General features: G+C 45.0%; 10 protein-coding genes, 1 tRNA gene and 1 other RNA gene. 4 read left to right on the top strand and 8 right to left on the bottom strand.

Going from position 1 to position 25192, the window contains the following annotated elements; genetic code table 11:
- Positions 1-14 precede the first annotated feature (14 nt).
- The 7 genes from IKG78_RS05445 to IKG78_RS05415 form a co-directional block, all read right to left on the bottom strand.
- Positions 15-87, bottom strand: a tRNA-Asn gene (locus IKG78_RS05445).
- 106 nt (positions 88-193) lie between these two features.
- Entirely contained in the window at positions 194-1021 is an 828-nt protein-coding gene (locus IKG78_RS05440) for a deoxyribonuclease IV (protein WP_290940547.1), read from the bottom strand.
- Positions 1022-1023: 2 nt separating this feature from the next.
- A complete protein-coding gene (locus IKG78_RS05435; RefSeq protein WP_290940544.1) occupies positions 1024-3720 on the bottom strand; it encodes a hypothetical protein in 2697 nt (898 codons plus the stop codon).
- Positions 3717-5117, bottom strand: a complete 1401-nt coding sequence (locus IKG78_RS05430; protein WP_290940541.1) for a FecR domain-containing protein — start codon at positions 5115-5117, stop codon at positions 3717-3719. The genes IKG78_RS05435 and IKG78_RS05430 overlap by 4 nt, the downstream gene beginning before the upstream one ends.
- Positions 5118-5206: 89 nt before the next feature.
- A complete protein-coding gene (locus IKG78_RS05425; protein ID WP_290940538.1) occupies positions 5207-5533 on the bottom strand; it encodes a stress response translation initiation inhibitor YciH in 327 nt (108 codons plus the stop codon).
- Positions 5534-5783: 250 nt separating this feature from the next.
- The gene (locus IKG78_RS05420) at positions 5784-14513 is read right to left on the bottom strand and encodes a cadherin domain-containing protein (RefSeq protein WP_290940535.1); all 8730 of its coding nucleotides are present in this window, start codon (positions 14511-14513) and stop codon (positions 5784-5786) included.
- A 409-nt stretch (positions 14514-14922) separates the two neighbouring features.
- Entirely contained in the window at positions 14923-20607 is a 5685-nt protein-coding gene (locus IKG78_RS05415; RefSeq protein WP_290940532.1) for a cadherin repeat domain-containing protein, read from the bottom strand.
- Between the two features lie 271 nt (positions 20608-20878).
- Between IKG78_RS05415 and ffs the strand changes: the two genes are divergently transcribed.
- Both ffs and IKG78_RS05405 read left to right on the top strand, forming a co-directional pair.
- Positions 20879-20975, top strand: an RNA gene (gene ffs, locus IKG78_RS05410) — signal recognition particle sRNA small type.
- Between the two features lie 226 nt (positions 20976-21201).
- A complete protein-coding gene (locus tag IKG78_RS05405; RefSeq protein WP_290940529.1) occupies positions 21202-21822 on the top strand; it encodes a histidine phosphatase family protein in 621 nt (206 codons plus the stop codon).
- 111 nt (positions 21823-21933) lie between these two features.
- Here IKG78_RS05405 and IKG78_RS05400 read toward each other — a convergent pair whose 3' ends face one another.
- Positions 21934-23091: a DUF5683 domain-containing protein gene (locus IKG78_RS05400; protein WP_290940526.1), complete on the bottom strand. Its 1158-nt coding sequence runs from the start codon at positions 23089-23091 to the stop codon at positions 21934-21936.
- A 197-nt stretch (positions 23092-23288) separates the two neighbouring features.
- On the opposite strand from IKG78_RS05400, the gene IKG78_RS05395 reads away from it, so the two are divergent.
- On the top strand, positions 23289-23822 hold the full coding sequence (locus IKG78_RS05395) for a CinA family protein (protein ID WP_290940523.1): 534 nt from the start codon (positions 23289-23291) through the stop codon (positions 23820-23822).
- 42 nt (positions 23823-23864) lie between these two features.
- Positions 23865-24965, top strand: coding sequence for a recombinase RecA (recA, locus tag IKG78_RS05390; protein WP_290940520.1), 1101 nt, complete (start codon positions 23865-23867; stop codon positions 24963-24965).
- Positions 24966-25192: the final 227 nt, after the last annotated feature.

Genomic DNA, 25192 nt, shown 5'->3' with positions numbered 1-25192 from the left:
CCGAGGGTTTTGAGCTGCCTCACTTGGACTCGAACCAAGGACAACGCGATTAACAGTCGCGGGCTCTACCAACTGAGCTATGAGGCATCGTTTGTCAATCTCAAAAGATAATCAATCGACGCGCACAAATATAGATGATTTCATTTTCTTTGTCAAGGGATTTAGTGGCAAAAAAATCATTTTTTTGCGATTTTTAGCAAGCCCGACTCCGCATCAATGCGATCTCCGCAGCATACCCTGGCAACTCATTAGGCGTTTCCAAATAAAACGGAAGATTCTTCAAAGCAGGATGGTTCACGACACCAACAAGAGCCTCCAAACCGATAAAACCACCCCCAATGACTTCATGGCGATCCTTATGGCTTGCCAATGGATTCTTGCTGTCATTCAAATGGATTGCGCACAAACGTTTCAGTCCAATAATCTTGTCAAATTCTTCAAGCACGTCATCCAAATGATTGACTATATCGTAACCACCATCGAATACGTGGCAAGTGTCCAGACAAACTCCCATTTTTTCATCTAGTTCCACACGGTCTAAAATCGATCGCAATTCTTCAAAAGTACGACCGACTTCGGATCCCTTCCCTGCCATCGTCTCCAAAAGCACCTTCGTCTTGAGGTCCTTATGCAATATGTTGTTCAAATGCTCTGCAATAAACTCTATGCCAACTTCGACCCCTTGCTTCACATGGCTACCAGGGTGAAAGTTGTACATCGCTCGCGGGAAATGGTCCATGCGGAACAAGTCATCCTTCATTACGTCTTGAGCGTACTGCCGGAGTGCTGGGTCTGCGGCACAGGCATTCAACGTATAAGGAGCGTGGGCAAGAATCGGTGCAAAACCATGGGCTTCCATCAACGCATTCAAGGCATCCGCATCGGCCTTGTCAAAAGGCTTAGCGGCACCACCTCGCGGATTACGCGTAAAGAACTGGAAAGTATCTGCACCTATGGAAAGAGCGGTCTCCCCCATCGAAAGGAAGCCGCCCGAAGACGAAAGATGACAACCAATATGCATTTTTAAAAGTCTAAATTGACCGAAATAGATCCGTAAATATCCCTATAACCTTCGGATTCATTATCCGGACGGTGATTGAAGAACGCACCAAACGTCCATTCGTTACTCAGCCTTTCCGTCAACTGGATTTTCAATCCGGCAGACAAATCTAAATCCAACTCCATTTCATCAAGAGTTTTCTTTTCTTCTTGGCGACTCATAAAGTTCTGACGAATACTTCCATTCAGCATCAAATCCAAGAAATTCGGCTTCAATTGAATCGCAGCACTTTCCGAGAGGTACCATTCAAACTCGCTCATGTCATCACGATTGTAAGACCTATAGCGGGGCGTGAATGTAACAGAATTGCGGAACTTATCAAGTGTCGTCGTCAAAGAAATCGGAATGCGCATTTCGAAATAGTCGCTTCCATGGAAATAATACCCAAGAATGCCGTACGTCTTATTCGAAAAATCAAAATCGTCCAACAAATCATCCTGATTGAACTTTGACAAATCAAATCGGAACGTAAAGACAGAGCCCACCTTCAACACATTTTTCGGAAGTTTAATCGTGGCACCAAGTTCTAACGTATGCTTCAACAAACGCTCGTCAAACTGCGTTGCCAAATATTCCTCTTTTTGCAAAGCAGCGTACTTTGCCCAACGAGCCGAGTCAATTTGAATAACGCCATCATCGGTTTCCACATCAATGGAAGTTTTTCCAGATTGCTTAGCGAACCACGGATCTGAATAAATTCCTGAAGACGCAATAAAGTTTCCATGAAGTCTTTGCGGAGTGCTACGAGTACGATAATTGAATGCGTAACGAACCATAACTTCAGCAGAATCGCGAATCTTGAACGTATTTTTCAATTCAAAATCATGAACGTACAGTGTTCTCGAAGCATCTTGTTCATGCTTTTTGAGCCAATCGTCATCGGCCCCCGGAATAAATCCCAACTTAGAACCTTCCGCAAGTCCAAAGAAGTTATAAGCATCTCCACTGCCCGAAGCATTTTCGATGTTCATCTCATAGCCGACATTCAGCTTCCAAGGATCTCTTATTTTCGTTTCGTACTTGGCTCCCATCTGGCGAGAGTTTTGCAGCAAATCCGGCGAGCCGGCACTATAGTAATTGCGTCCCACCATGCGGAAATACGCATCGACTGCCGACGTTTGACTTTTCCAACTGTAAATTCCAGACAAAGCGAGATTCTGGAAAGTCCATTCGTTCGGATCCTTATCGTTATTTTTGCGGTATTGCTTCAAAGCTTCACTCGCAAGTTTTAAAACCCTCTTCAGTTCAGTCCGCATTTCATCGACACTCATGTCCGTATTTTCACCAAACATAAGCTCCAATTCTTCGCGATTCATCCGGTTCACAAGAGAGGTGTTGTTCATCAAACGACGCAACTGAGCAAAAGACGAAACATCAAGCCCGGCACTTTCAAAAACAGAATTTACAGCACGATGGGCAACAACATTCAACGTATCCGCACCACCCAGGCCAAACTGGATGTTGTACGAACCGCGACCGCCCATGATCCTGCCATTAAGTTCGCTAAAGAGAGTCTTCGATGAGAACATCGGATTTGACAACTTCACGTCCTTGCTAGTTCCGTCACGGAAATACGGATCTTCCAAGTAATCCTTGCTACCAATAAAGCCAATCGTCGCATTGACATTTTTCGAAGCATTCCAAAGAGCCTTTGTTCCAAGAACCATCTTCTGGGCCTCGACTTCGTCGAGACCAATGTACTGGTTGTACATATCGGGATCTTTTTCGTAAGGTAATTTCGGAGCGCGATTTTCACCACCGAAAATACTAAACGTAAGCAAAGAATCGCGACCAATATTCAAATCATAGCTGGCACCGAAAAGATCTATACCGCCCAAATACAAATCACCACCCCAGACGAGCATGTCGCCCAAAATAAATTTCTGGTAACGATCTTCATATAAAGCTTGCACATATCTAGGGTCAAAACGATTCCAGTTATTACTTGTTGCATCTAAAGTAAATTCAAATTTTTTCCCTGTCGAAGATTCCATTTGAACAAACGCATTCCAGGCCGCATAAACACCGGGCACTTGGAAATAGTTCTTGTATTTTTTTCCCGGTTGGATTGAATCCGTGCCATTCACGAAAACTTCACCCGATTCATTCTTTTGAGTAACGACAGAATGATACCCAAACTCAGCCCCCCAGGAACCGCTAACAGTCCACGAGGTATTCGCCTGAGTTTTGGCAGTGTCAGCAACAGCTACCGTTACAGAATCCACTGTTGATACAGCAACGGAATCAACTACAGGTTGAGTCGATGCAGCTGCGGCAGTCGTATCCGCTACGGGTTGTGCCGTTGCTGCGGTGACGGTTGAATCCGCTACTGGCTGTGCCGTTGGTGCGGCAGCGACTGAATCCGCTGCAGGCTTTGCCGTTGGTGCGGCAGCGACTGAATCCGCTGCAGGCTGTGCCGTTGGTGCGGCAGCGACTGAATCCGCTACAGGCTGTGCCGTTGCTGCGGCGGCAGTCGAATCCGCTGCAGGCTGTGCCGTTGGTGCGGCGGCGACTGAATCCGCTACTGGCTGTGCCGTTGGTGCGGCGGCGACTGAATCCGCTACTGGCTGTGCCGTTGGTGCGGCGGCCGAGTCAGCAACAGTTTGTGCCAAAGAAGGAACTGCTAAAATAGAAGCAAGTGCGAGTCCTCGAAAAATCATTTTCCAACCTCATAAACTTTGGCAGTCTTGACAAAATAACCGCTCTTATGAATAACTTCAATTGTGAAGTTGTTCTTTTGCCCACGTTTCAACTGCACAGGAATCTGGTATTCCAAATTCTGAATTTGCGACAAACGTTCTTGCAAAAGCACCACGCCATTCTGTCGTACAACAACACTCTTCAAGACATTCGGGTCATTTTCAGGAACACGAATCTGGAACTGCAACGTCTGGGTAATAACGTCTTCAACACCTGGAGGCGGAGGCGGAATCTGGAGACGCACATACTTGCCGCCAAATATTTTCACAGAGAACGATTTCATCGGATAGCAACCCAAAGTCTTCTTGACACTGCTACGCCCCGCTTCGTTTTCTGCAACAAATTCATAGTCATGAATACCGCTACGCAAAGCCACATTCTTTGGCGTATCATTTTTTACAGAGACTTCAGAAATAGAAGAACCATCCGCAAGAGCAGACAAACTAGCCGGATGATCACTAGCGCCAGAAACTTTAACAGTAGCTACGCATCTCAACGAATCATAAGAGTAAAAATTAATTTGAGGAGCCTTCAATTCAGCAGTCTTAACAGGCGATTCCGTTGTAACCGGTGCATACGCGTGAGACGAATCTACAACAGACGAATCTACAACAGACGAAGAATCAACGGCAGATGTTTTTACATACTCATGATTTTGGAATTTTTCATCAGCCTTTTCAACTTCCTTTTGCAAATCTTCAAAAGTCTTTGTCGAATCGGCCAAAATATCATTCAGCACTCTCGAAAATTCAGGATCGCCGGACGACTTGAGATCGAGGACGACAACCTTATCCTTGTTCCTTATAATCGTTTGGCCCTTTTTAATAAAAATAGAATCACCATTATCCATCTCAACCTTTAAACTACCCTCTTTCAAACTCGAATAGAATATTCCCTTGACTTCACCGATAAATCCTTCTGTACCACGGATCGAAGCTGCAGCCGTCCCCGTAGTGAAGTCCACTTCATTACCACTTTTACTTTTGACTTTAAAACCCATATATCCCTTCTGGATATCGAGCTTAATCCGAAACGCGCCACTTTCATCCTTTTCCACAAGGTTACCGATGACCACTAGAGAATTTTCGTTAATCGTAAAAGAGCTGTTGTCATTCAATTCCAAACGAACAGCACCGCCATTATTAGTCTTAAAGCAATCTAGTTGGCGGAATTTAGTATTGCTTTTGGCCTCATCTTTCCACTCGGCATTCTCAGCACAGTTTCCGTTACCATTATTCTTGAACGCAGCGTGCGCTTCACGAATAGTACCGACTTTTTCGCCTTTGGGTGCAGCCCACACCGCTGATGGAAGAACCACGGCTAGCAATAAACACGAAAAAAACAGATGCTTAAACATAAGACCTCTATATTTATTTTCTTATAAGAAATTTAACTTTTTTGTAAGAAATAAAGTAAAAAATTTAAAAGAAATGTATCAAAAAAACATCAACCACCAGCAAGCTTGACTGTATAGCCTCTTTTTTCAAGTTCCGCTTTTAGAATATTGCGTTTATCGCCCTGAATTTCAATGGAGAAATCTTTCACAGCGCCGCCTACACCGCACTTCTGCTTCAGCACGCGGGCTAGTTCCTTGAGTTCGTCTTCATCCAAAGGTACTCCCAACACAACGCTCACCATTTTGCCACCGCCGAGACGTTTCAAAGAAATCCGCACAACACCATCACCCTGCGGACGAACAGGCTTTTGCTTTTCTTCCTTGATTCGACCAATACCGCTTGCAAAAACAAGCGTAGAACGTTCTTCAATACCCATGATAAACCTCTTTTTGACAGTAATAATAGAATTTTAGAGACTAGTGATTAGAGGCTAGAAATCAGAGGTCGGCTTACACTGATCCAATCACTTTTGTCACCCCGGACTCTGCGATGCACTGAGCTACGCCGAAGTGTTCCGGGGTCAGCTTACTCTATACAACACAGATGCCAGAATAAATCCGGCATGACAGATAAAAAAATCCCGGCCAGCTTGCGTGCTGAACCGGGATTTGAATTTTTATTAAGTCTTATTTCTTCTTAGAGGAACTTTTTTTCGAAGAACTTTTTGAAGAAGAGTTCTTCGAAGTGTTACCGGAAGCCTTCTCATTGTTACGCAACACCGGACGGCGATAGCCAAAGCGTCTTGTCAATTCATCACCAGACTTGAGAATATCACCAATCTTGGCGTTTCCATCAATCGGCGGAACCACACAGCGAAGCTTGGAGCGAAGATCCACTTTCGTCTTCACGATAAACGGACCCGTACCATAGAGACGTCCATGAGAATCTTTCAATTCGCCATCCAAATCAAGCTTCATTTCGTAGAAGAACTTCATGAGGCCAGCCTTATCGACAAATTCAGGATCGTTGACATCATATTCAAAGCTGTACTTGTCAATGAAACGGCCACCATCGAAGGAATAGAACCAAAGCGTCACATGAGCGATAGAGCTATAAAGATTAGCCTTGCTAAAGTCCTTCGTCTTATTGAATTCTTCGCGGAATTCGCTAGAGCAGTAATCCTTCACATAATCATTGACAGAGACCTTCTTACTTTCAGCAGCATCAACACCATCAAGCGGAACCATGTCGCCGACAACAATATCGTCCAGCGTTGCAAGACCGCCCACAGATGTAGCAATTGGCAATCTCAAATCAATCTGGAATGTCGGACCAAGATGGCTGTCAAGACCCGGATACGGTTCTTCACCAGATCCTTCCTTGTTCTTCTTTTCATCCATAAAGCCCTTGATGACTTCTTTTTCCTTCTGAGTCGTCGGATTTACGATGCTAACTGCAAACGTCTGATCTTCCAGCGGAGGATTGATTTCGTAGTACTTTTTAACAGTATCTCTGTTGACGATAATCATCGGCTTTTCAAGAGAAATATCGACATCCTTAGCCTTCTTCATCATGACCTTGACTTCAGCAATCGTTTCGTTGCCAGCCTTGTCACGATAGATACGCTTGATTGTGTTCACACCCTTGGAAAGGCTCTGGAAGTTCAAAGTATCTTGCTTGACGCAGTTCTTTTCATTTCCGTCAATCGCAATGCACCAATCGACATCGACATTGTTTGCATAGACCACATCACCATCGGCAGGAGACATAATCTTAACCACCGGCGGAAGCTTGTCGAGCACCATGAACACCGACTTGTCAGCAGAGTTGCCATACCTGTTGGTGTAAGTGTAAGTCACGAGATAGCCCTTATCGCCTTCTTCGTTAGCAACAATGTCGCCCTTTTCGTCAACAACGTAGGTAATCGTAGCCTTGTTGCCATCGACGCCATCAGCATCGTAAGTCACAGTAAAGGCTCCAACGCCAACCTTCAAGTCAACATCATCGCTAGTCGTTTCAGAACCCTTCTTCGAAGAACTCGAAGAACGACCCTTCTTGCTCGAGCTCGAAGATGTTGGCTTAGAGCTAGAACTGCTCGGTTTGCTAGTCAACAAGTTGCCTTCGGAGTCACCATAGAGCATCTTACCGGTCTTGGCATCTGCCTTGTAGGAGACAACGACCTTCGTTTTATTCACTTCGACCACGGTAGAAACTTCAATGACCTCGATCATCGTCTTTTCACCATATTCATCAATGACAGCTTCCTTAATGATCTTGCCATTGTTATCGACATTGTAGGAAACCGTAACCTTGTTGCCGCTCACAGTTTCTTCGTAAGAAATCTTGGTCTTTTCGCCATTAATCGGATTTTCCTTGACTCCAGACTTCGGATTCTTATTGAGCGTCGGTTGCGACTTGGCAACTTCCGTAAGAGTCTTCACGACTGTATTCGGAACAGTAACCGTATTGAGTTTCACATCGACATCGAATGTATCAGAAATACCTGCCACAGTATCCTTCACGATAACCAGGACATCCTTCTTATCGTTGTTCACATAAATGGAAGAGTCCTTCTTATCCACACTTTCGACCACGGTGTAGATGTTATCCGCAGTGACAACAGTCTTCTTTGCAGTCACTTCGACAAGCGGAGCGGCTGTGCTGTAGAACACAACGATGGTATCAGCACCTTCAAGGTCGCGGCTCGGATCCTTATAGGTCTTGATAATGACATTCTTGCCTTCCTTCAAAGTATCGAGGCTAGACTTGGTCTTTCCATCCTGCTTCCATTCCACAAGAATAACATCCTTGTTCGTGTAAATCGGATTTTCCTTCGGCGGGTTCAAGTAGATAGAATCACCAGCTTCAACACGTGTGATTTCAACTTCAGACTTTTCAACCACGTTTTCAAGGTTGATTGTCACATCAGTGGTGGCTGTAGATTTGCCATCCGTCACAGCGACTTTAACAACGTAAGTCTTTTGGGTTTCGTAATCGAGCTTGCCCTTCACTTCGATGTCGCCATCCGGAGTCACAGTGAACACATCGCTAGAATCGACAAGCGAATACGTCAACTTGCTGAACTTTTCGTTTTTCGTATCCGGATCAGAGGCTTCGATAGGACCAGTCTTGGTTCCCGGAGGATCATCTTCATAGAATACGAACGTCTGCGGCTTGATGGTCGGAGGTTCATTCAGATCGTTGACTTTGATGATGACTTCTTCAGGAAGCGACTGCAAACCATCTTCATCCTTGACAATCACTTTAATCGTGAATTCCTGCATCTTTTCATAATCAATATCAGCACCTTCGCGAACCTTGATTACACCTTCAGGAGTAACAACCACATACGGACTTTCTTCAGTGAGTTCATAGAGCAACTTGCCCGTACCATCCGGGTCCGTAGCTTTAAGGACTCCGACTTCGGTACCAGCCTTGGAATTTTCATCAACATCAAATTCCTTGCTCGTGATTTCCGGAACTTCCGGCATATCCTTAAGCGTAATCGTCAACTTTTCTTGAGTCGTGAGCTTCGGATAATCAGTCTTATTTCTATCAGACAAGGCGACAATCAATTCAAACGTACGTTTTTCTTCGGTTTCGTAGTCGAATTTGCGCTTGGTCTTGACCTTGCCATCTTCAGAAATTTCGAACAAATCTACATCGCCGCCGACAACGGTAAAGATATCGTCGCGGAAAGCTTCAAGAGTATCCAAATCATCGGGGAACAACTTACCAATGACGTGCGGAGCCTTGTCTTCGTAGAACGAGAAATTAACCGTACCCGAAATAATCGGCATTTCGTTCACGTCAATGATATTGATAGTCTTCTTGACTTCAGCAGTCTGGTTATCCGCATCTATCACGGAAACAATCACATTGTGTTCATGAGCAATCGTTTCGTAGTTCAACTTGGCACCGTTCTTCACAGTCAAGCAAACTTCATACTTGGAGCCGTTCTTCTTGAGCTTAGCGTCAAACAGACGGTCAGCATCAGTATCACCCGCATCCTTCACGAACGGAACCAACGTAGCGACTTGGTCCTTATCCTGGTCTTGAACTTCGTAGCATGCAATTTCAAAACCAGTCGGGGTATTGTTATCAACCGTATTTTCCTTGACATCATAACCCTTCTTGCCATCATCAACAATTACAGGCTTATCCGGATCGTCGATGAGCTTGATAGTCACAAACGTCGAAGCTGAGTAGTTTTCAAAACCCTTATCCTTACCATTGTCGGTAGCTTTTGCCCAAATTTCATACGTGTTCTTTGTTTCGTAATCTATAGTAGCATCCAAGTAAATCTTTCCTGTTGCAGGATCAATCTTAAAGACTTCAGAGTCCTTGGAATTAGCAACGTAGTCCGAAAGTGTATATGTCAACTTACTCCAAGAATCCTGGTCACCAGCAACAACAGAACCGACAAATTCACCCTTCGGAGCGCTTTCATGTATTTCGAATACATATTTCTTCTTTGCGTATGTCGGAGCGTCGTTCACATCGTTAATCTTGATAGTCACGTCAATGTAGCTAGAGAGCGTCGGATCGCTACCATCCGTCGCCACGACACGGACAGAATATTCCTTCTTGGTTTCATAGTCCAAAATACTGTCTTGGGCCACCGTAATGGTTCCGTTCTTATCAATCGTAAAGGACTTGTAGTCGGTTGCAGCAATGTCGGTTGCGGTAAGCGAGTAAGTCGGCTGCTTGCAAGTTGCAATAAGCGTATCCTTGCAATCGTCATCCGTAGCTACAACATCACCAACCTTCGTCCCCTTCAAGGTATTTTCATCGACAGCAAGTGCCGGCGGATTATCCGGGAACTTCGGAACTTCCGGCATATCCTTGACGTTGACAACGACATCGACTTCCTTCGTAAACGTCTTGTCCGTAACGACAGCCTTGAACTTGTAAGAAGACTTGGTTTCGTAATCGAACTTGGCATTATTGATTGTGGAAAGTTCACCCGTGCTAGCATCAATATCAAACTGTGCAGCTTCGTCGCCCTTCAGAGAGAAATACAACGTACCGAAGTTTGCATTGAATTTATCCGGATCATCTGCAGTAATCTTACCAAGCGAAGTGGCTTTCGTGGTGTTTTCAGCAATTGTAAACGGAGCCGGAGCTGTAACAGTAGGTTCCTCGTTCACGTCAATCACGCGAATCTTGGTCGTTTGGCTCGTATGCGTAAAATCAGTACTAGCATCATCAATGGTCAAGGTGACATTAAAGATAGCGTTCTTGTCGACCACCTTGTAGAGATCTTCATAGTTAATGTCTTTCTTCGTCTTGATGACGAACGTACTTAAACGATCAGAATCGGTTTTACCATCTTGAACAACTTCAAAAAGGTTCGCCGCATCACGAGCAGTTGTAGCATCCATATCCGTTATGGTAATCTTCAACTTGTCAATATCAGCAACATCTTCATCATAGACTACAATCTTGCCAACAGTCAAAGTGGAAGCAACCATCGTTTTCAACGAAGTACCGACCGCAACATTTTCTTCTGTTTCATAAAGGTCAGAGAGCACCCTGAATTCCGAAGGCTGGTTTACATCAGTTACTACAATCTTAACGGTAGCCGTCGTGGACATCGGCGGATTTTCGGGATCCAAAGAGCGGTCCATCACCTTGACTTTAAATTCGTATTCTTTTGTTGTTGCAAAGTCCAGCTTTTCACCCTGTTTGAGCGTGATTACACCAGAGCTTTGGTTGATTTCAAACGGCAAATCGTCATCTTCGTCAACAATCGTATAGACTAACTTATTGAACCCGTATGGATGAGTTCCATTTCGGCAAGCGCTCGCAAGAATCTTGGAGCAGGAGTCCGGATCCGTAGCCCACAGCGTTCCAACAATAGTGCCACCTTCAACCGTTTCCTTGACAGAGAACGTCGTATCCCTACTTACAGGTTTTTCGTTGACATCCACAACGACAACAGTTCTATTGATGATGAGATCATTTTTTTGACCCTGAACTACAATCTGCACCTCATAAGAATTATTCGGATACAGTTCCTCAAAATTCAGGTATGTATTGTCATTAATTTGAATATTCCCCTTTTCAGCGTCAACAAAAAAGATGTCTGAACCATGGGGTCCCTTCACATCACCAATTATGTATTCTTGGATTTCGCCAATATTATCAAAATCAGCCGCCATGGAAGGATTTTCTTCAATCAACTTTTCCTTCGAGAACTTGTCAGCAACCGAGTTGTTATCTGCATTTTCCTTGATGGAACCAGAACCGTTAACAGTCAACTCAATCTTAGGTTCTTCGATATCTTCAATCTTCACGGTGACTTCGACATCTACAGAGAAATCGGTATCATAGACAGTCACCAGGAATGTATATTCACGTTTCGCTCCGGTACCATCATATTCAAATTCTTCGTTACCAGAGGTCTTTATGAATCCCTGATAATCAACGGCAAAGGCACTTGCATCGTCACCCGTATTCGCAGCGGACATTTTGAACTTCAAAGCATTGTTCAAGTCCGGGTCAATGAATTTAACCTGACCATAGTCGCCTTCACATTCGCCATCGGCATTATGCTTCTGAGAACATACAGAAGTTCCGCCTGCGGAATGTTCAAGAACATAGAATGTTCCACCCGTGGCAGAGTGCTTTTCATTGACATCGGTTACAGCAATCTTTGTCGTTACCTCGATGGAATTCTTTGCATCTGCAATAGTAATCGTCACAGGATAAGTTGCGTTCGTACCGTTGAACAGAGCTTCGTAATCGAGCAAAGCCTGATCCTTTACAACAATCTGAACTGTTCTTGCTCCGCCAATATTTCCAGATTCCTTGACTTCAAAAATTTCACCCATGTCCTTAGCGGTCGTACCGCCTTTAACACCAGTCAAAGCACCCGTCAACGTATAAGTCAGCGTTTCATACGCAGTAGAAATCTTATCATTGTCAAAAACATCAAATGAACCAACAACGGTGCCCTTAATGGAATTTTCTGCAACAGAGTATTCCGACTTCACGTTTTCGGGTTCCGGCTTTTCGTTCACATCCGTAATGTGCACTATAACAGAGGTAGCATTGGAGCCTCCCTGACCGTCAGAAACGATAACCCTGAATTTCCATCCAGTCTGGGCTTCGTAATCAAGCTTACTTCCATCCGTCACGACAAGTTCGTTCGTGCTGTTCAAGAACTTAAACGGAACATTTTCAGAAGCATCAACCGTAAAGGAGAGCGGGTCATCATCCGGGTCAAAAGCAACGACTTTGCCTACAGATGTACCACTCGGCCAATCGCTACCATCAGCTTGTTTTTCTGCAATAAAGAATTCCTGAGGAGCAATAACCGGGTCATCATTTTCATTCTTGACCTTGACTGTAATCTTGAACTGTTCTGATGTCTGCGGACCAGCTTGAACACTCGTTTCTGTAGCAGCATCATCAGAGACTGTCGCATAGACGACATATTCTTTCTTTTGGCTGTAATCCAAAACAGCACCCGTCTTCACTTTAATCGTCGCATTTTGGCCAGTCAACTTGACAATCTCAAACGCATCGTTAAATGCAGCCAAATCACTTCCCGTCACATTTACCAATTTGAAAGTGTAAGTATCCAGGCTTCTTTCATTAGAAACATCCGTCACTTCAATCGGACCGCCCGCAATAGCGTGATCCAATTCATTCACGATAAACACAACATCAGATGCAGCCGGTTTGTCATTAACAGGAATGACATTAACCGTAGCCGTATATTCAATAGAAGTATTGTCAACAGTTCCGTCACCAACAACTTTATAACCGAACGTAGTATAGTTGTTACCGAATTCATTCGGATCAGGCGTGTAAGTGAACTTAGAGAAACTAGAAACGTCAATCGGATTACCAGACTTAACGGCCTCTCCATTAAGAACCAGCGTTCCGCTTGCGGGGAGGCTTGTTATGATAACAGCAGCGAGCGACTGTGATTCATGCTGGAATTTGAATTCCGCTGCGGTAAACGTATGCTTTTCATCTTCATTTACATTAACAACAAGTTCACTTGAGACCGTCGGCAACTTATCGTTACTTACAATATAAATCTTATAGCCTTTCCCTTGTTCATAATCATTTGCAAGCTTAGCATTTTCAATGGAGGTAACCTGGAACCAAAGTTGTTCATCTTTTTCAACATAGCCATCCAACAAAGGCTTAATGTAAATTCCTTCGGCCTTGGTTTGGTTCGCAGGAATAGTAACCTTGACTTCTTCTCCCTTATTGCATATCGGGAATTTATGACTAGCATCAGCATCTCCCACATCTTGGTAACCCGCATAATTATTCTGGGCGCCGGTAGCAGAATAAAATTCAAAGCAATATCCAAACGTTACTTTTTCTGGGGTAGATTCGCTCAATTCAACATTAATAGTTTTCCAATCAGTCCCTTCTTCGAAATAGATAGCCCTGTTTCCGAGAATGGAAAGCTCTGGTACTTTGTTAAAAGGTTTAAAAGTAAATTTTTCAGCTTCAATTTCGTTACCGATAACAATTTTATTTGCAATAAATTGTCCTGAAACAATCATATTACAACGCATTTCAATCGTTCCATTACTGACCAAAGTACCCATCATGTCAGCATTATCGGTATTTACAAAAGTAATATTATTATCAACATAAATCAGCAAATTACCTTGATACTGATTTGGTTTGAGTTCGCCATCAGGATAACGAACCACGATCTGAGGATGGGTGCTCATATTAAGAGCTTTTGTAAAAATTCGGGTAGTGCGCCCCTCTGCAGGCATAGCAACAACAAGGCGTCCATCGTTTTCAAAATTGATGGATTCATAGAAGATATCGCAAGTGCCAGTACCAGGGCACATATTATTAACATCAATCGTATAACGTCTGCTGTTTGGCACCGTTATAGCACTACGCCAAGCAATAGACCCTGACAAGGTCGGGACTTTGATAGTGGAACGATAATCGGGAACTTTATCCGGGCTACAATTACCATCTACATTTGTCAAGCTACAAGTCGTTTTTACATCATTATGAATAGCAGCAATCGAGCCATTCGTACGAACAGGTCCCGTCAAAAGTTCAAAATTCTGCCCACTATTGGTAATATTACCGCCAACAACAATAGGACCATCAAGCCATCCGCCATCGCCTTTAGATTCCAAATTTTTTAAAGTTCCCACAGCTCCTAAAGAGTCTAGATAATTAAGATCAGGAGGATAACTCTTAGTGGATTTATTGAAATATTTTGGATTATAGAAACCAGGTCTATTCCCCAACTCAATACCATTGGTTCCCCAAAGCTTATATTGAGTCAGGTAATTCCAGTTATTAACATCTGTTTTAGAATCCCCAAAAGTTATTGGGGCCACGCCTTGAGCCATCGACGAAACAGTGCCGACCAAGACCAGGGCTGCTACTTTAAGTCCAAACTTGCTTAACATATTTTTCTATGCTCCTTTATCCACGACAAATCGTATGCATCCAATTTGCCATAGTATTTTTCCCAAACATCCAAATATTCTATCTATAAATATAGTAACGAGACCTTAAAATTCAAAAAGCTTTTTTTTAGAAAGTGTAGTAAAAGAGTACAAAAAAGTATGTTTTCATACGCAATCTTGCTAAAAGCGTTTCATACGTATTATATAAGAATTGCGTAAGCAGACCCCGGAACGGAGTCCGGGGTGACAAAGCTGCACTCACACTGTCATCGAACCCTGTGCCAAGATCGGTTGTTTACCGCTAGCACTGCATGGATCCTATCGGCTGACGCCTCCAGGATGACATGTCAAGGATGAAAAAAAGGTGGAACGACGTTCCACCTTTTACAACTTATCAACAGGTAATGCTTTATTTATCCACGGGGCGACGGTAACCGAACGCCTTCAAGAGCTCATCGCTTGACTTGATAACAGCATTCTTCTTCTTGTTATCCTTGTTTTCTTCTTCGGGCGACGTCGGGAGGTCACAGCGGAGCTTGGAGCTCATCTTGACTTCAGTCTTGAAGAAGTAAGCGCCGGTGCCATAGAGACGGCCTAAAGAATTTCTAACATCACCATTTTCGTCGGGTTTCAATTCAACGAAGAATTTCAGGAGTCCCGCATCGTTCACGTATTCCGGATTGTTCAAGTCGTAATCAAAGCTGAAGTAATCCGTAAACACGCCCGTGTTCGTATAAACCCAGACCTTCACTTTGAGCGTCGTCCAGTAAAGGTTCATCTTGCTGTAATCCGAAGTCATGGACTGCTTGAACTCGTCCGTGCAATACTGTTCCACGTATTCGCTGACCGAGACCTTCCTACTATTAGCGGCATCCACACCATCCAGTGCGATCATACCGCCGGTGCTCATAATGTCATCCAGCGTAGCCAGTCCGCCAAGAGCATTCGCGACAGGTACGCGAGCGTCAACCGCGAGTGTCGGTCCGAGATGTCCATCAAGTCCCGGATACGGTTCGCTACCGGAGCCTTCCTGAGCCTTGTCCTTGATACCGACAACAGCTTCGGATTCAGAACGTTTTTTGTAGTTATAGAACGTCACGCCGAAAGTCTGATCCTTTTTAGGCGCCTTGGACTTGTAGAATTTTTCGACAGAGTCGCGATTAACTAGCGTAACCGGCTTTTCCACGTCAATGTCAATGTTCTTCACCTTCTTGACCATGACATGGACAGAATCGCGGGATTTGTTGCCAGCCTTGTCGCGGAACTCACGCACAATCGTATTCACACCATTTTCCAAGCCTTGAACTTTAAGCGTATCTTGTTCGATTCCATTGACAGTCCACAAGACTTCGACAAAGTTAGCCGTAAGCACATCGTCTTCTGACGGTGTTTCAATTTTTACGACCGGGCCCTTCTGGTCAAGCACGATAAGCAATTCTTTCTTCGAAGAGTTGCCATACTTGTTCACATAGGTATAGCTTACGTTGTAACCAATATTCCCTTCGCTGTTCTTCGCAATCTTGCCCTTTTCATCGAGATAGTACGAGATTTCGACAGTATTGTCATCTTCATCAACATAACTGTACGATACTTTATACGAACCAACAACGGCATCGCCCTCGGCAGAAAGCACAGACTCGCTATCGCTCAAGCCCGTATCGAGAGAAACGCGTTCACCGGTAGAAGCATCTGCGAAGTATGAAATCGTAACATCTTTGCCGTCAATCTTCGTGGTATAAGAGACCTCGATAACAGCAATATTCTTCTTTTCACCCGAAGATGTAATCACAGAACGCTTGACATCCTTCCCCTTCTTGTCGGTGTAGTAAGAAACGGTCACATTCACACCGTTGACGGATTCCGAATAAGAGTTCTTGACGAAATCTCCGTTTTCAGGAACAGAAGTTATTCCAGATGCAGGGTTCTTCTTGCGAGAAATACCCGTCTCGGCAATTTTCGTGACATCTTTGAATTCATCCGACGGCACTGAAACCGTATCCAGTTTCACATTGACGGTAAACGAATTGGAAACGTTCGCTGCAGTGTCCTTGACGGTCACCTGAATATCATTCTTTACATTGTTCACATAAACAGCGCTATCGCTCTCAGATGTCTTTTCAACGACCGTATAAATATCTTCGGCAGTCACAGATTTACTCTTGGTCGATACAGTAACAACCGGAGTTGCAGTACTATAGCAAATCACGACGGTATCAGCACCCGGATCGTTCTTCGACTTGTCGTGATACGTCTTGATCACTTCGTTGCAGCCAGGTTTAAGCGAATCACGGCTAGCCTTGGTTTTGTCATCTTCTTTCCATTCGACACCCACGACTTCCTGATTCACAAAAATGGTATCGTTTGTATTGAGATAGACATCTTTATCGGTCTCGACACGAGTAATTTCGACTTCGGACTTTTCATAGACATCGTGTACTTTAACAACAACTTTCTTGGTCGATGTAAGTTCACTATTGTCCTTGTCCGTCACGCGAACCGTAATCGTATAGAGGGAATCCGATTCGTAATCAATCGGCTTCAAGATAACAACATCACCGTCCGGCAGGACCTTAAAGATATCGCTATCCGTATTTTCATAAACGTTATTGCGGAAATTATCGTTTTTGAAATCAGGATCGTCATCATCCGTCTTGACGGAGCTGAACGGATCATTAAGTCCCTGATCTTCATACACATAAATTGTATCTACAATAATGGACGGAGTTTCGTTCACATCAATGACTTTGATAGTAACCGTCGTATCGGAGCAGCCGAAGTTTTCACAGCCTTCAGAATCCTTAACGCGAACGCGGATAGAATAAGATTCCGTCTTTTCGAAATCCAGCGAAGTAGCCACCGTGAACTTACCCGTAACGGAATCCAACTTAAATTCGCTAGTCGCGCCCACTTCCTTATCGCCATCCAAGATAAAGAATTTATACGTACCAGTATTGTTAGGATCATCGAGATCCGTGACATCAAGAGGCTGTTTAAACACAGAGCCGACCGTATCGCTTTCAGGAACAGTAAGGACCAAATCCTTCAAATACGGAGGTTCATTGGTATTCAAAAGTTCAACAGTAACAACACCCGTTACAGCAAGATCTGGGTTGCCGGAGGCATCGAAAATGCGGACCGTCAAGTTATACGTTGTCGGTTCCGTTTCGTAGTCAAACTTGCGGGTCGTCGTAAGAACACCATCTTCGTCCAAGTCAAAGCCATCGACTTCTTCAACAAGTTCAAACTTGTTATTGCGGAACTTAGCAGCCGTATCAAGATCGTCGTACGTAAGCGTTCCGATTTCCCAACCCTTCTGGTTTTCGGGGAACTTGAGCGGGTTCGCCGGATCTACAAAAATGGGATTTTCATTCACATCAATAAGATTGATAACAACGTCTGCGGTATCGGTCTGTACAATTTGATTTGCGATACCAGACACATCAGACGCCACGACTTTCATGGTATAGACACTCTTCGTTTCGTAATCCAGAACGGCACCTGCGGCCACAGAAATTGCACCCGTATTCGGATTAATCACGAACGACTTTGTTTCATCGAGCAAGATGTAAGTAATCGTTGCCCCAATCTGCGTTGTCGTCGCATAAATCGGACTATCCATATCGACTTCGGCAGGTGCGACAGAATTTTCGACAATGGAACCATTATAGACCTTGGCGTCAAATACAGGACCATCCTTCACATCCGTCACAATAACCGTAAATTCCATATCATCGTAAAGATCAGGATACTTAAGAGTATCTGCATCCCGGACTCTCAACGTAAGCGTGTATGTATTCTTCGTTTCATAATCCAACACAACGCCTTTTTTCGCATAGACAACGCCTGCCTTGGACACATCGAAAACAGCTGTATCTCCGCCAATGGCGACAACTTCGTTATCCGTCAGCAAGCCATCCGTATTAAACTTGTCCGTATCCGCAAACTTTACAGAATCTTCCGAGAAAATTTCATTTTCGGCAATTTTGACAACTTGTTCGCTGACTTCCGAATAAGTAAAGTACGGCATTTCGTTGACATCGGTGATGGAGATTTTGAACGTGTAATCATCGGAGCAAAGCAACATGTACGTGCTAACTTCACATGCTTCAACAACGATAGAATATGTTTTTCCCGTCACTTTCCATTCTTCGTAATCAAAAGCCTTGACTCCAGCTTTCATCGAAACAACACCAGTACTTGGATTAATTTCGAACAAATCCGAATCACCGCCTTCAATGGAATAAATGAATTCATCGCCTTCCGAGTCGTCCGCCTTGATTTGACCCACAACAGCCTTCGTCTTATTTTCAGGAACACTGAGTTTCACCTTGTCCAAATCCACAAATACGGGAGGATTGTTGTTGACATCTACAAGCTGGACAACAAGGCCACCATCAAACTTGTTACCCGAAAGAATGGCTCCGTTCAAATTCGTTATCTTGAACACCATGAATTCATCGCCTTCACGGTCTTCGTCCAACTTCACCTTGATATACGAAGGAACAGAAGGCTTGCGATCTCCCTTTTTAATGGTAATGTGAGCAGTCTCGTTTTTCGAGCACAACGGCATAGGATGCGTTTTATCCGACAAGTCCAAATCTTTTTCTTCTGCAAACGTTCCCTTTTCGTTTTGGCGGTAACCGTCATACTTGCCGCCCGTCGTATCGATATCGGAACCGAAGAACGCAAAGCAATAGTCAAAGGACACATCGGTGTGCGCCGTATCCGTCAAATAGAAATCCATCGGATGCCATTCGTCGCTTTCCTTGAACAAACCTTTGGCAAACACATCTGTATTGATTTCGGGCGAGTTGAACGGGACATAGTGGAATTCTCCGCTAAATTCCGATTCGAACCAAAGCGTGCCACCAGCAATCAGCTGCCCGGCAACACTGATATGGTCATTGATTGTAAAATCACCCGTCGTAATATACGTACCTTGGTAATCGGATTCCTTGTTGGCATTCATCGCAGACCAGTAAATATCGGCATTCGTATAGAACAAGAGATTACCGGCATAATTGGAATCCGGCACAACAGTTATTGCGGATACATCAATGGCGCTGCCATCCGCTTTTTCCCAAGAGCTACCATTCCACTTTGCAGTGTTATCGACGTAAGCCACTTGAATCTTCGTGTCATTTGCCGAACCACTGATATTAACACCTTTTTTTGTAAAAATACGCGTCAAACGCCCCGTCTTACCATCGGCGTTCTGAGATCTTGAAGGCATCAAGATGTAGAGTTTCTTTCCGTAATTACCTTCGAAATGGATATTGTCAACAAACTTGTCAAACCAAGTGTGCTCGTTTTTGACATCCTCTACGGTAACAGGCGGAACATGAATATACTGGACTTCGCCGTAGTAGCTCGAGTTCAAATCTACAGCAGGTTCCCATGTAATGCCAGTTTCATCTAACAGCGGAACGCTAAGGTTCTTTTCGGGTTTAGGAACATCTTCCGGGCATCGACTATAGGGACCATCCAGATTCACAGCTTTCGGATCCGAAAAATCCGCATTCCAATCGGCATAGACCATACCCTTTTTTAGTTTTGAATCGTTTTCTTTGTGGGCGTTTTCAATAAAGCGATTCAGCGTCCAAACATAATCGCTAAATTGGGAGTTTCTATTCGGCATGCCAAAATTAATCGTGCCTTCAAAGCAGATATTTCCATCATATCGGGAATCTTCGACCTTATACCAATCTGATAAATAAAGGTTCCTTGCATAAATCGAGCCACCAATCAAGGAATCCTTTTTCGCATCGCCCTTTGCAAAAACGAGATCTCGACCCGAAACAATCGGGCCGCCAAGAGTATGACCGTAATCGTTGAAAATCACGTCACCTTGAGCAGTACCAGTAAAGCCGCTCGTTTCTGAAATTCTGAAGCCATGCTTATTAAAAATAACCTGATCCGTTCCCCAGAGCTTATACTTCATAAGCTCAGTCCAGAGGTTTTGGTTTTTAGCCGAATCCGTCACAGCGACCCCGCCCACTTCAAAATGAAGCGGATTCAAATCGACAACGACGCGTTCAACATCAGGAGCATCGCTTTGAGCCGAAGCCGGCACCACAAATCCAAATGCCAGCATAACCGAACCTATTACGGTTCGAAATGTAAAATCATCCTTTTTCATAACAGACCCCAACAAAAAAAATCTGCAACCCTAAACACCTACTATTGAATATAGTAATTTTTTTTTAACTGTAAAACATTCGTTACGAAGAAAATAAGGAAAATGGGACCATTTCCCCCAATTTTAAGAATATTGTATTATGACTTTGTATTATATAGGGTAATTTGTTTCACATCGCCGAAGGACACCCCTTGAAAATATTTCGTTTTGATTCTATATTTTCGGGTCCTAGGCCCTGCGCAATGATTATTTGCGGGCAACTCGCCAGGGCGAAAGCAGCAACGGACTTGCGGATCTTTATGTGCTCAGGTAGCCTAGGATTTTTTATATTACGCCCGGCAAGGGCGTTTTTTGTTTAAGGAATGTCATTGGAACACTTCAGAAAGGCTCACTTTTATTGAATTCAGTACAAGCAGAGTATCGCAAGTCCGAGCCGTCACAAAGACTAACGACTAATGACTAATAACTAATGACCATAAACTAACATTCAACCATAGCCAACGCCTGACCACATACTGCTTACTAACCACTAACCACTGTTTACTAAAAATGATTCTTTGGACAATTCGACATACCAAGCCCTACAACCCTAACGACGTTTGCTACGGAAGACTGGATTTTGACGTTTCCCCCACATTCGAAGATGAAGCCGAAGGGGCAATCAAGGCTTTCTTGGCGACCGGAGCCAAACCGACACGGCTATTCTCAAGTCCGCTTTTACGCTGTCTGAAGCTTGCAGAAAAAGCATCTGTGGCGACCGGACTTACCATCGAAAAAGAGCCAGCAATTATAGAACTGAACTTTGGCACGTGGGAAGGTCAAAAGCTGACCGCCGTCCCCCGTTCAGAAATGCACGCTTGGATTAGCGACCTCCGCGGATTCCGATTCCCTGAAGGCGAAAATTTTTACGACATCGACGAGCGAGCCGGAAAATTCTTGGATTCGCTGCCGGACGACGGAGAGTTCTTGTGTATCACACATGCTGGCGTTATCGCCGCCTTGCAGCATTCCCGTTGTGGACTGCCAGACGAGGTTTTTGTCGAAGGGCAGTCCAGTTACTCCATGGTGACGAAATTTGAGTTTAATCGAGACAATGAAGGTCATTACCGTGGAACATTCACGAAGATTCACGACGGAATCCCAATGCCTACGCTGAAGATGGGCATTTAGACGAGATAACTATGGGTTATGGGCTATGGGAGCGCAAGAAATAATGAATCCTATCGGCACTCAGTGCCTCCAGGAAGACAGCTTCGAGGATGACAATGCAGACCTCAATGCTCAAAAATCAAGAGTCATGACGGCTTGGGCACCGCCGGCAAAGTTCGGGAGAAGCGCCATGTGCAGAGGGCTGTCGAAATCGCTCAGGAGAGCATCAACGGCGGCATCGGCAATAGAGTACAAGTAAATTAACACTCCACCCCAAATATACGTATTACGGTTCTTTCTATAATACGTGACACGTTCTGTAATACGTTCGTATTCCTCGGAACCGGGGCTTTCTTTTTCGACCAAGTGTTTACGATCGAGGTAATAATTGACCATATTTTGCGAGGTGGAAACGCTCACGATAGCCCCAAGCAAGCCCATATAGACAAGGCCCGCCTTGCCAAAATCGCGATTGAAAATCTGTCCGCCGCCCGGCAAAATAGCCCAAAGAACAGCCGTTTTCATATCGCGGTATTCGGTGCTTCGACAATTATTATTGTACCAGATGCCAAACGTATCGAACATTCCGTAAAGGTGAATGCCGATAAGCCATGCCATTTCGGCCTTGCGGACATCTTCTTGTTCCATTTTCTTGTCGCTTTGAGCACGAACGCGTTCAAGGAATTCAAGGCGTTTCGAATGATAAGCGGCAATACTGTCGCGAGGGCCTTCAAGCTGCCGCGTTGAAAAATAGCGGACGGAATCTTGGAAAGAACCGGCGCGTTCTAGAAGCCTATCCCGCTGGAAAGAACGGTTGAAAAAGATGTCGTAAATGAGCAAGCCTTCGATGCCCGTCAAGAATCCGCCACGGACATAATGCTCTGTATAATATTGGCCACCGCCAGGAAGCAAGCTGAAAAGCATAGCGTATTTTAGAGAATTACGCTCCGTCGGGATGTCCCATTCGTTCACGGGGAGCGTATCTATAGCCACAATGCCCGTCTTGCCTCGAACAAGCGGAGTCATGGGTTCTTCTTCATGTTCAATGATAATAGCATCATTTTCATCGTCGTCTGATTCAACGGCCTCAACAGCACGCGTGGAATTCGCAACAGCGTTGCCAATGGACGATTCGCGAAATCTTGCCAGAACCGAATCCGTCGCGACTGAATCACGAGAAGGAGCCACCTTCTTCAGACTATCCACAACAGCCGATGCCGGTACAGGAGTCACCGCAAAAAGAGACGCACAAAGCATCAATAGAGCCGTTATGAGGATTTTCGCTATCATTGAGGGCGAATATAGAAAAAGAGGGTTACTTTAAATAACAAAGATTTAAAAGTTATCTACTTTTTCCTCGCCAAAAGCCGATCCCGGAACAGAGTCCGGGATGACAGCTCCGATGACGAGCGTGCGGGGTAAAAAATTTTCAAGTTTTTACAAAAATGTCTGTTTTTGACATTTAACGTTTCTAACTTATGGGTGTAATGATGAACGAAACAACCAATATCGAACACGAAATTCACGAACTTGCCTTGAAAATCAAGGAAGAACTGATCAAACGCGGCGAGATGATGGCGACGGCGGAATCCTGCACAGGCGGGCTTATCGCATCGAGCATCGTCAACGAAGCGGGTTCTTCTGCAATTTTGAAGGGAGGAATCGTCGCTTACCAGAACGAAGTCAAGCACGACTTGTTGGGAGTAGATAGCGATATTCTCGAAAAGTACGGAGCCGTGAGCGAGCAAACTGTCAAAGCCATGGCCGAAGGCGCCCGCAAAATATTCAACTGCGAATGGGCGGTCGCGACTTCGGGAATAGCCGGCCCAACCGGTGCGGAACCGGGCAAACCGGTCGGTACAGTATGGATGTGTGTCGCCAACAGTTTGCAAAATGAAGCTTTTTACGAAATTTTTACAGGAAACCGTGGACAAATCCGTGAAAAAAGCGTGTTAAAGATAATGGGCAAGCTTCTTTTTTTGTTGAATAACCAAAAAAGCACTTGCACAAAAGTTCACTAATTAGTATATTAACAAAAAAAAAGATAAAAAACGGAGTCAACAATGGCCAAAAAAACAACAACCCCCACAAGCAACCTTTCCGCCGACAAGGCAAAAGCAGTCGAAGCTGCAATTGCACAAATCGAAAAGAATTATGGTAAAGGTTCCATCATGGCCCTCGGTCAACAGCCGGTCGAAGACATCCCGGTCATCCCGACCGGGTGCATCCAGCTGGACATGGCACTTGGCGTAGGCGGATTCCCCCGCGGACGCATTATCGAAATTTACGGACCGGAATCTTCCGGTAAGACAACGCTTGCCTTGCATGCGATTGCCGAAGCCCAGAAGCTCGGCGGCGTGGCGGCGTTCATCGACGCAGAACACGCATTCGACGCTGTCTATGCCCGCAAGCTCGGAGTCGATATCGAATCGCTCCTCGTCTCGCAGCCGGACACCGGCGAACAGGCGTTGGACATTGCCGAAACGCTAGTGCGTTCTGGCGCAATCGACATCATTGTCGTCGATTCTGTGGCAGCACTTGTCCCGCAGGCCGAAATCAACGGCGAAATGGGCGACAACCACGTGGGCCTCCAGGCTCGCCTCATGTCGCAGGCCCTCCGCAAGCTCACCGGCATTCTCTCGAAGTCAAACACTTGCATGATTTTCATCAACCAGTTGCGCATGAAGATTGGCGTGATGTTCGGGAACCCGGAAACGACTACCGGCGGTAATGCCTTGAAGTTCTACGCCTCGCAGCGTATCGACATCCGCCGTATCGCGGCCATCAAGAACGGTGAAGAAGTTATCGGCAACCGCACTCGCGTAAAGATTGTGAAGAACAAGGTCGCGGCTCCGTTCACGCAGTGCGAATTCGACATTCTCTACGGCGTGGGCGTTTCTCGCGAAGCATCCATCCTCGACCTCGCTTGCGAACTGGATATCATCCAGAAGAGCGGTTCCTGGTTCAGCTACAACAACGAACGCATTGGCCAGGGTCGCGAAAACACCCGTTTGTTCTTGAAGGACAACGCTGAACTCTGCAACGAAATCGAACAGAAGATTCGCGAAAGCATGAAGGACGTGGAACTCTTCAAGCTGGGCGAAAACGACTCTGTCGATATCGGTGAAGACGGCGAAAGCGAAGTCATGCCGGACGAAGCTTAGGCTTAAACGTACATACCGCCCCCGGCCCTTCGGCAGGCTCAGGGACCTGATAGGCCGGGGCGACAACCGAAGTGGCAGCCGGAGAGTCAGGATGATACACAGTAACAACCTACTGAACACCTCATACCCCATGATTCAGCATAAAGTTGGAGCACTTCGGCGGGCTCAGTGACCTTAAGCCTGTGCTGAGCTTGTCGAAGCAAACCTCACCAACCAGTTCATCGCTT

The organism is Fibrobacter sp., assembly GCF_017545445.1.
Taxonomy (GTDB): domain Bacteria; phylum Fibrobacterota; class Fibrobacteria; order Fibrobacterales; family Fibrobacteraceae; genus Fibrobacter.
Note: the sequence above shows the minus strand (reverse complement) of the source record. Positions and strands in the feature narration are given on the sequence as shown.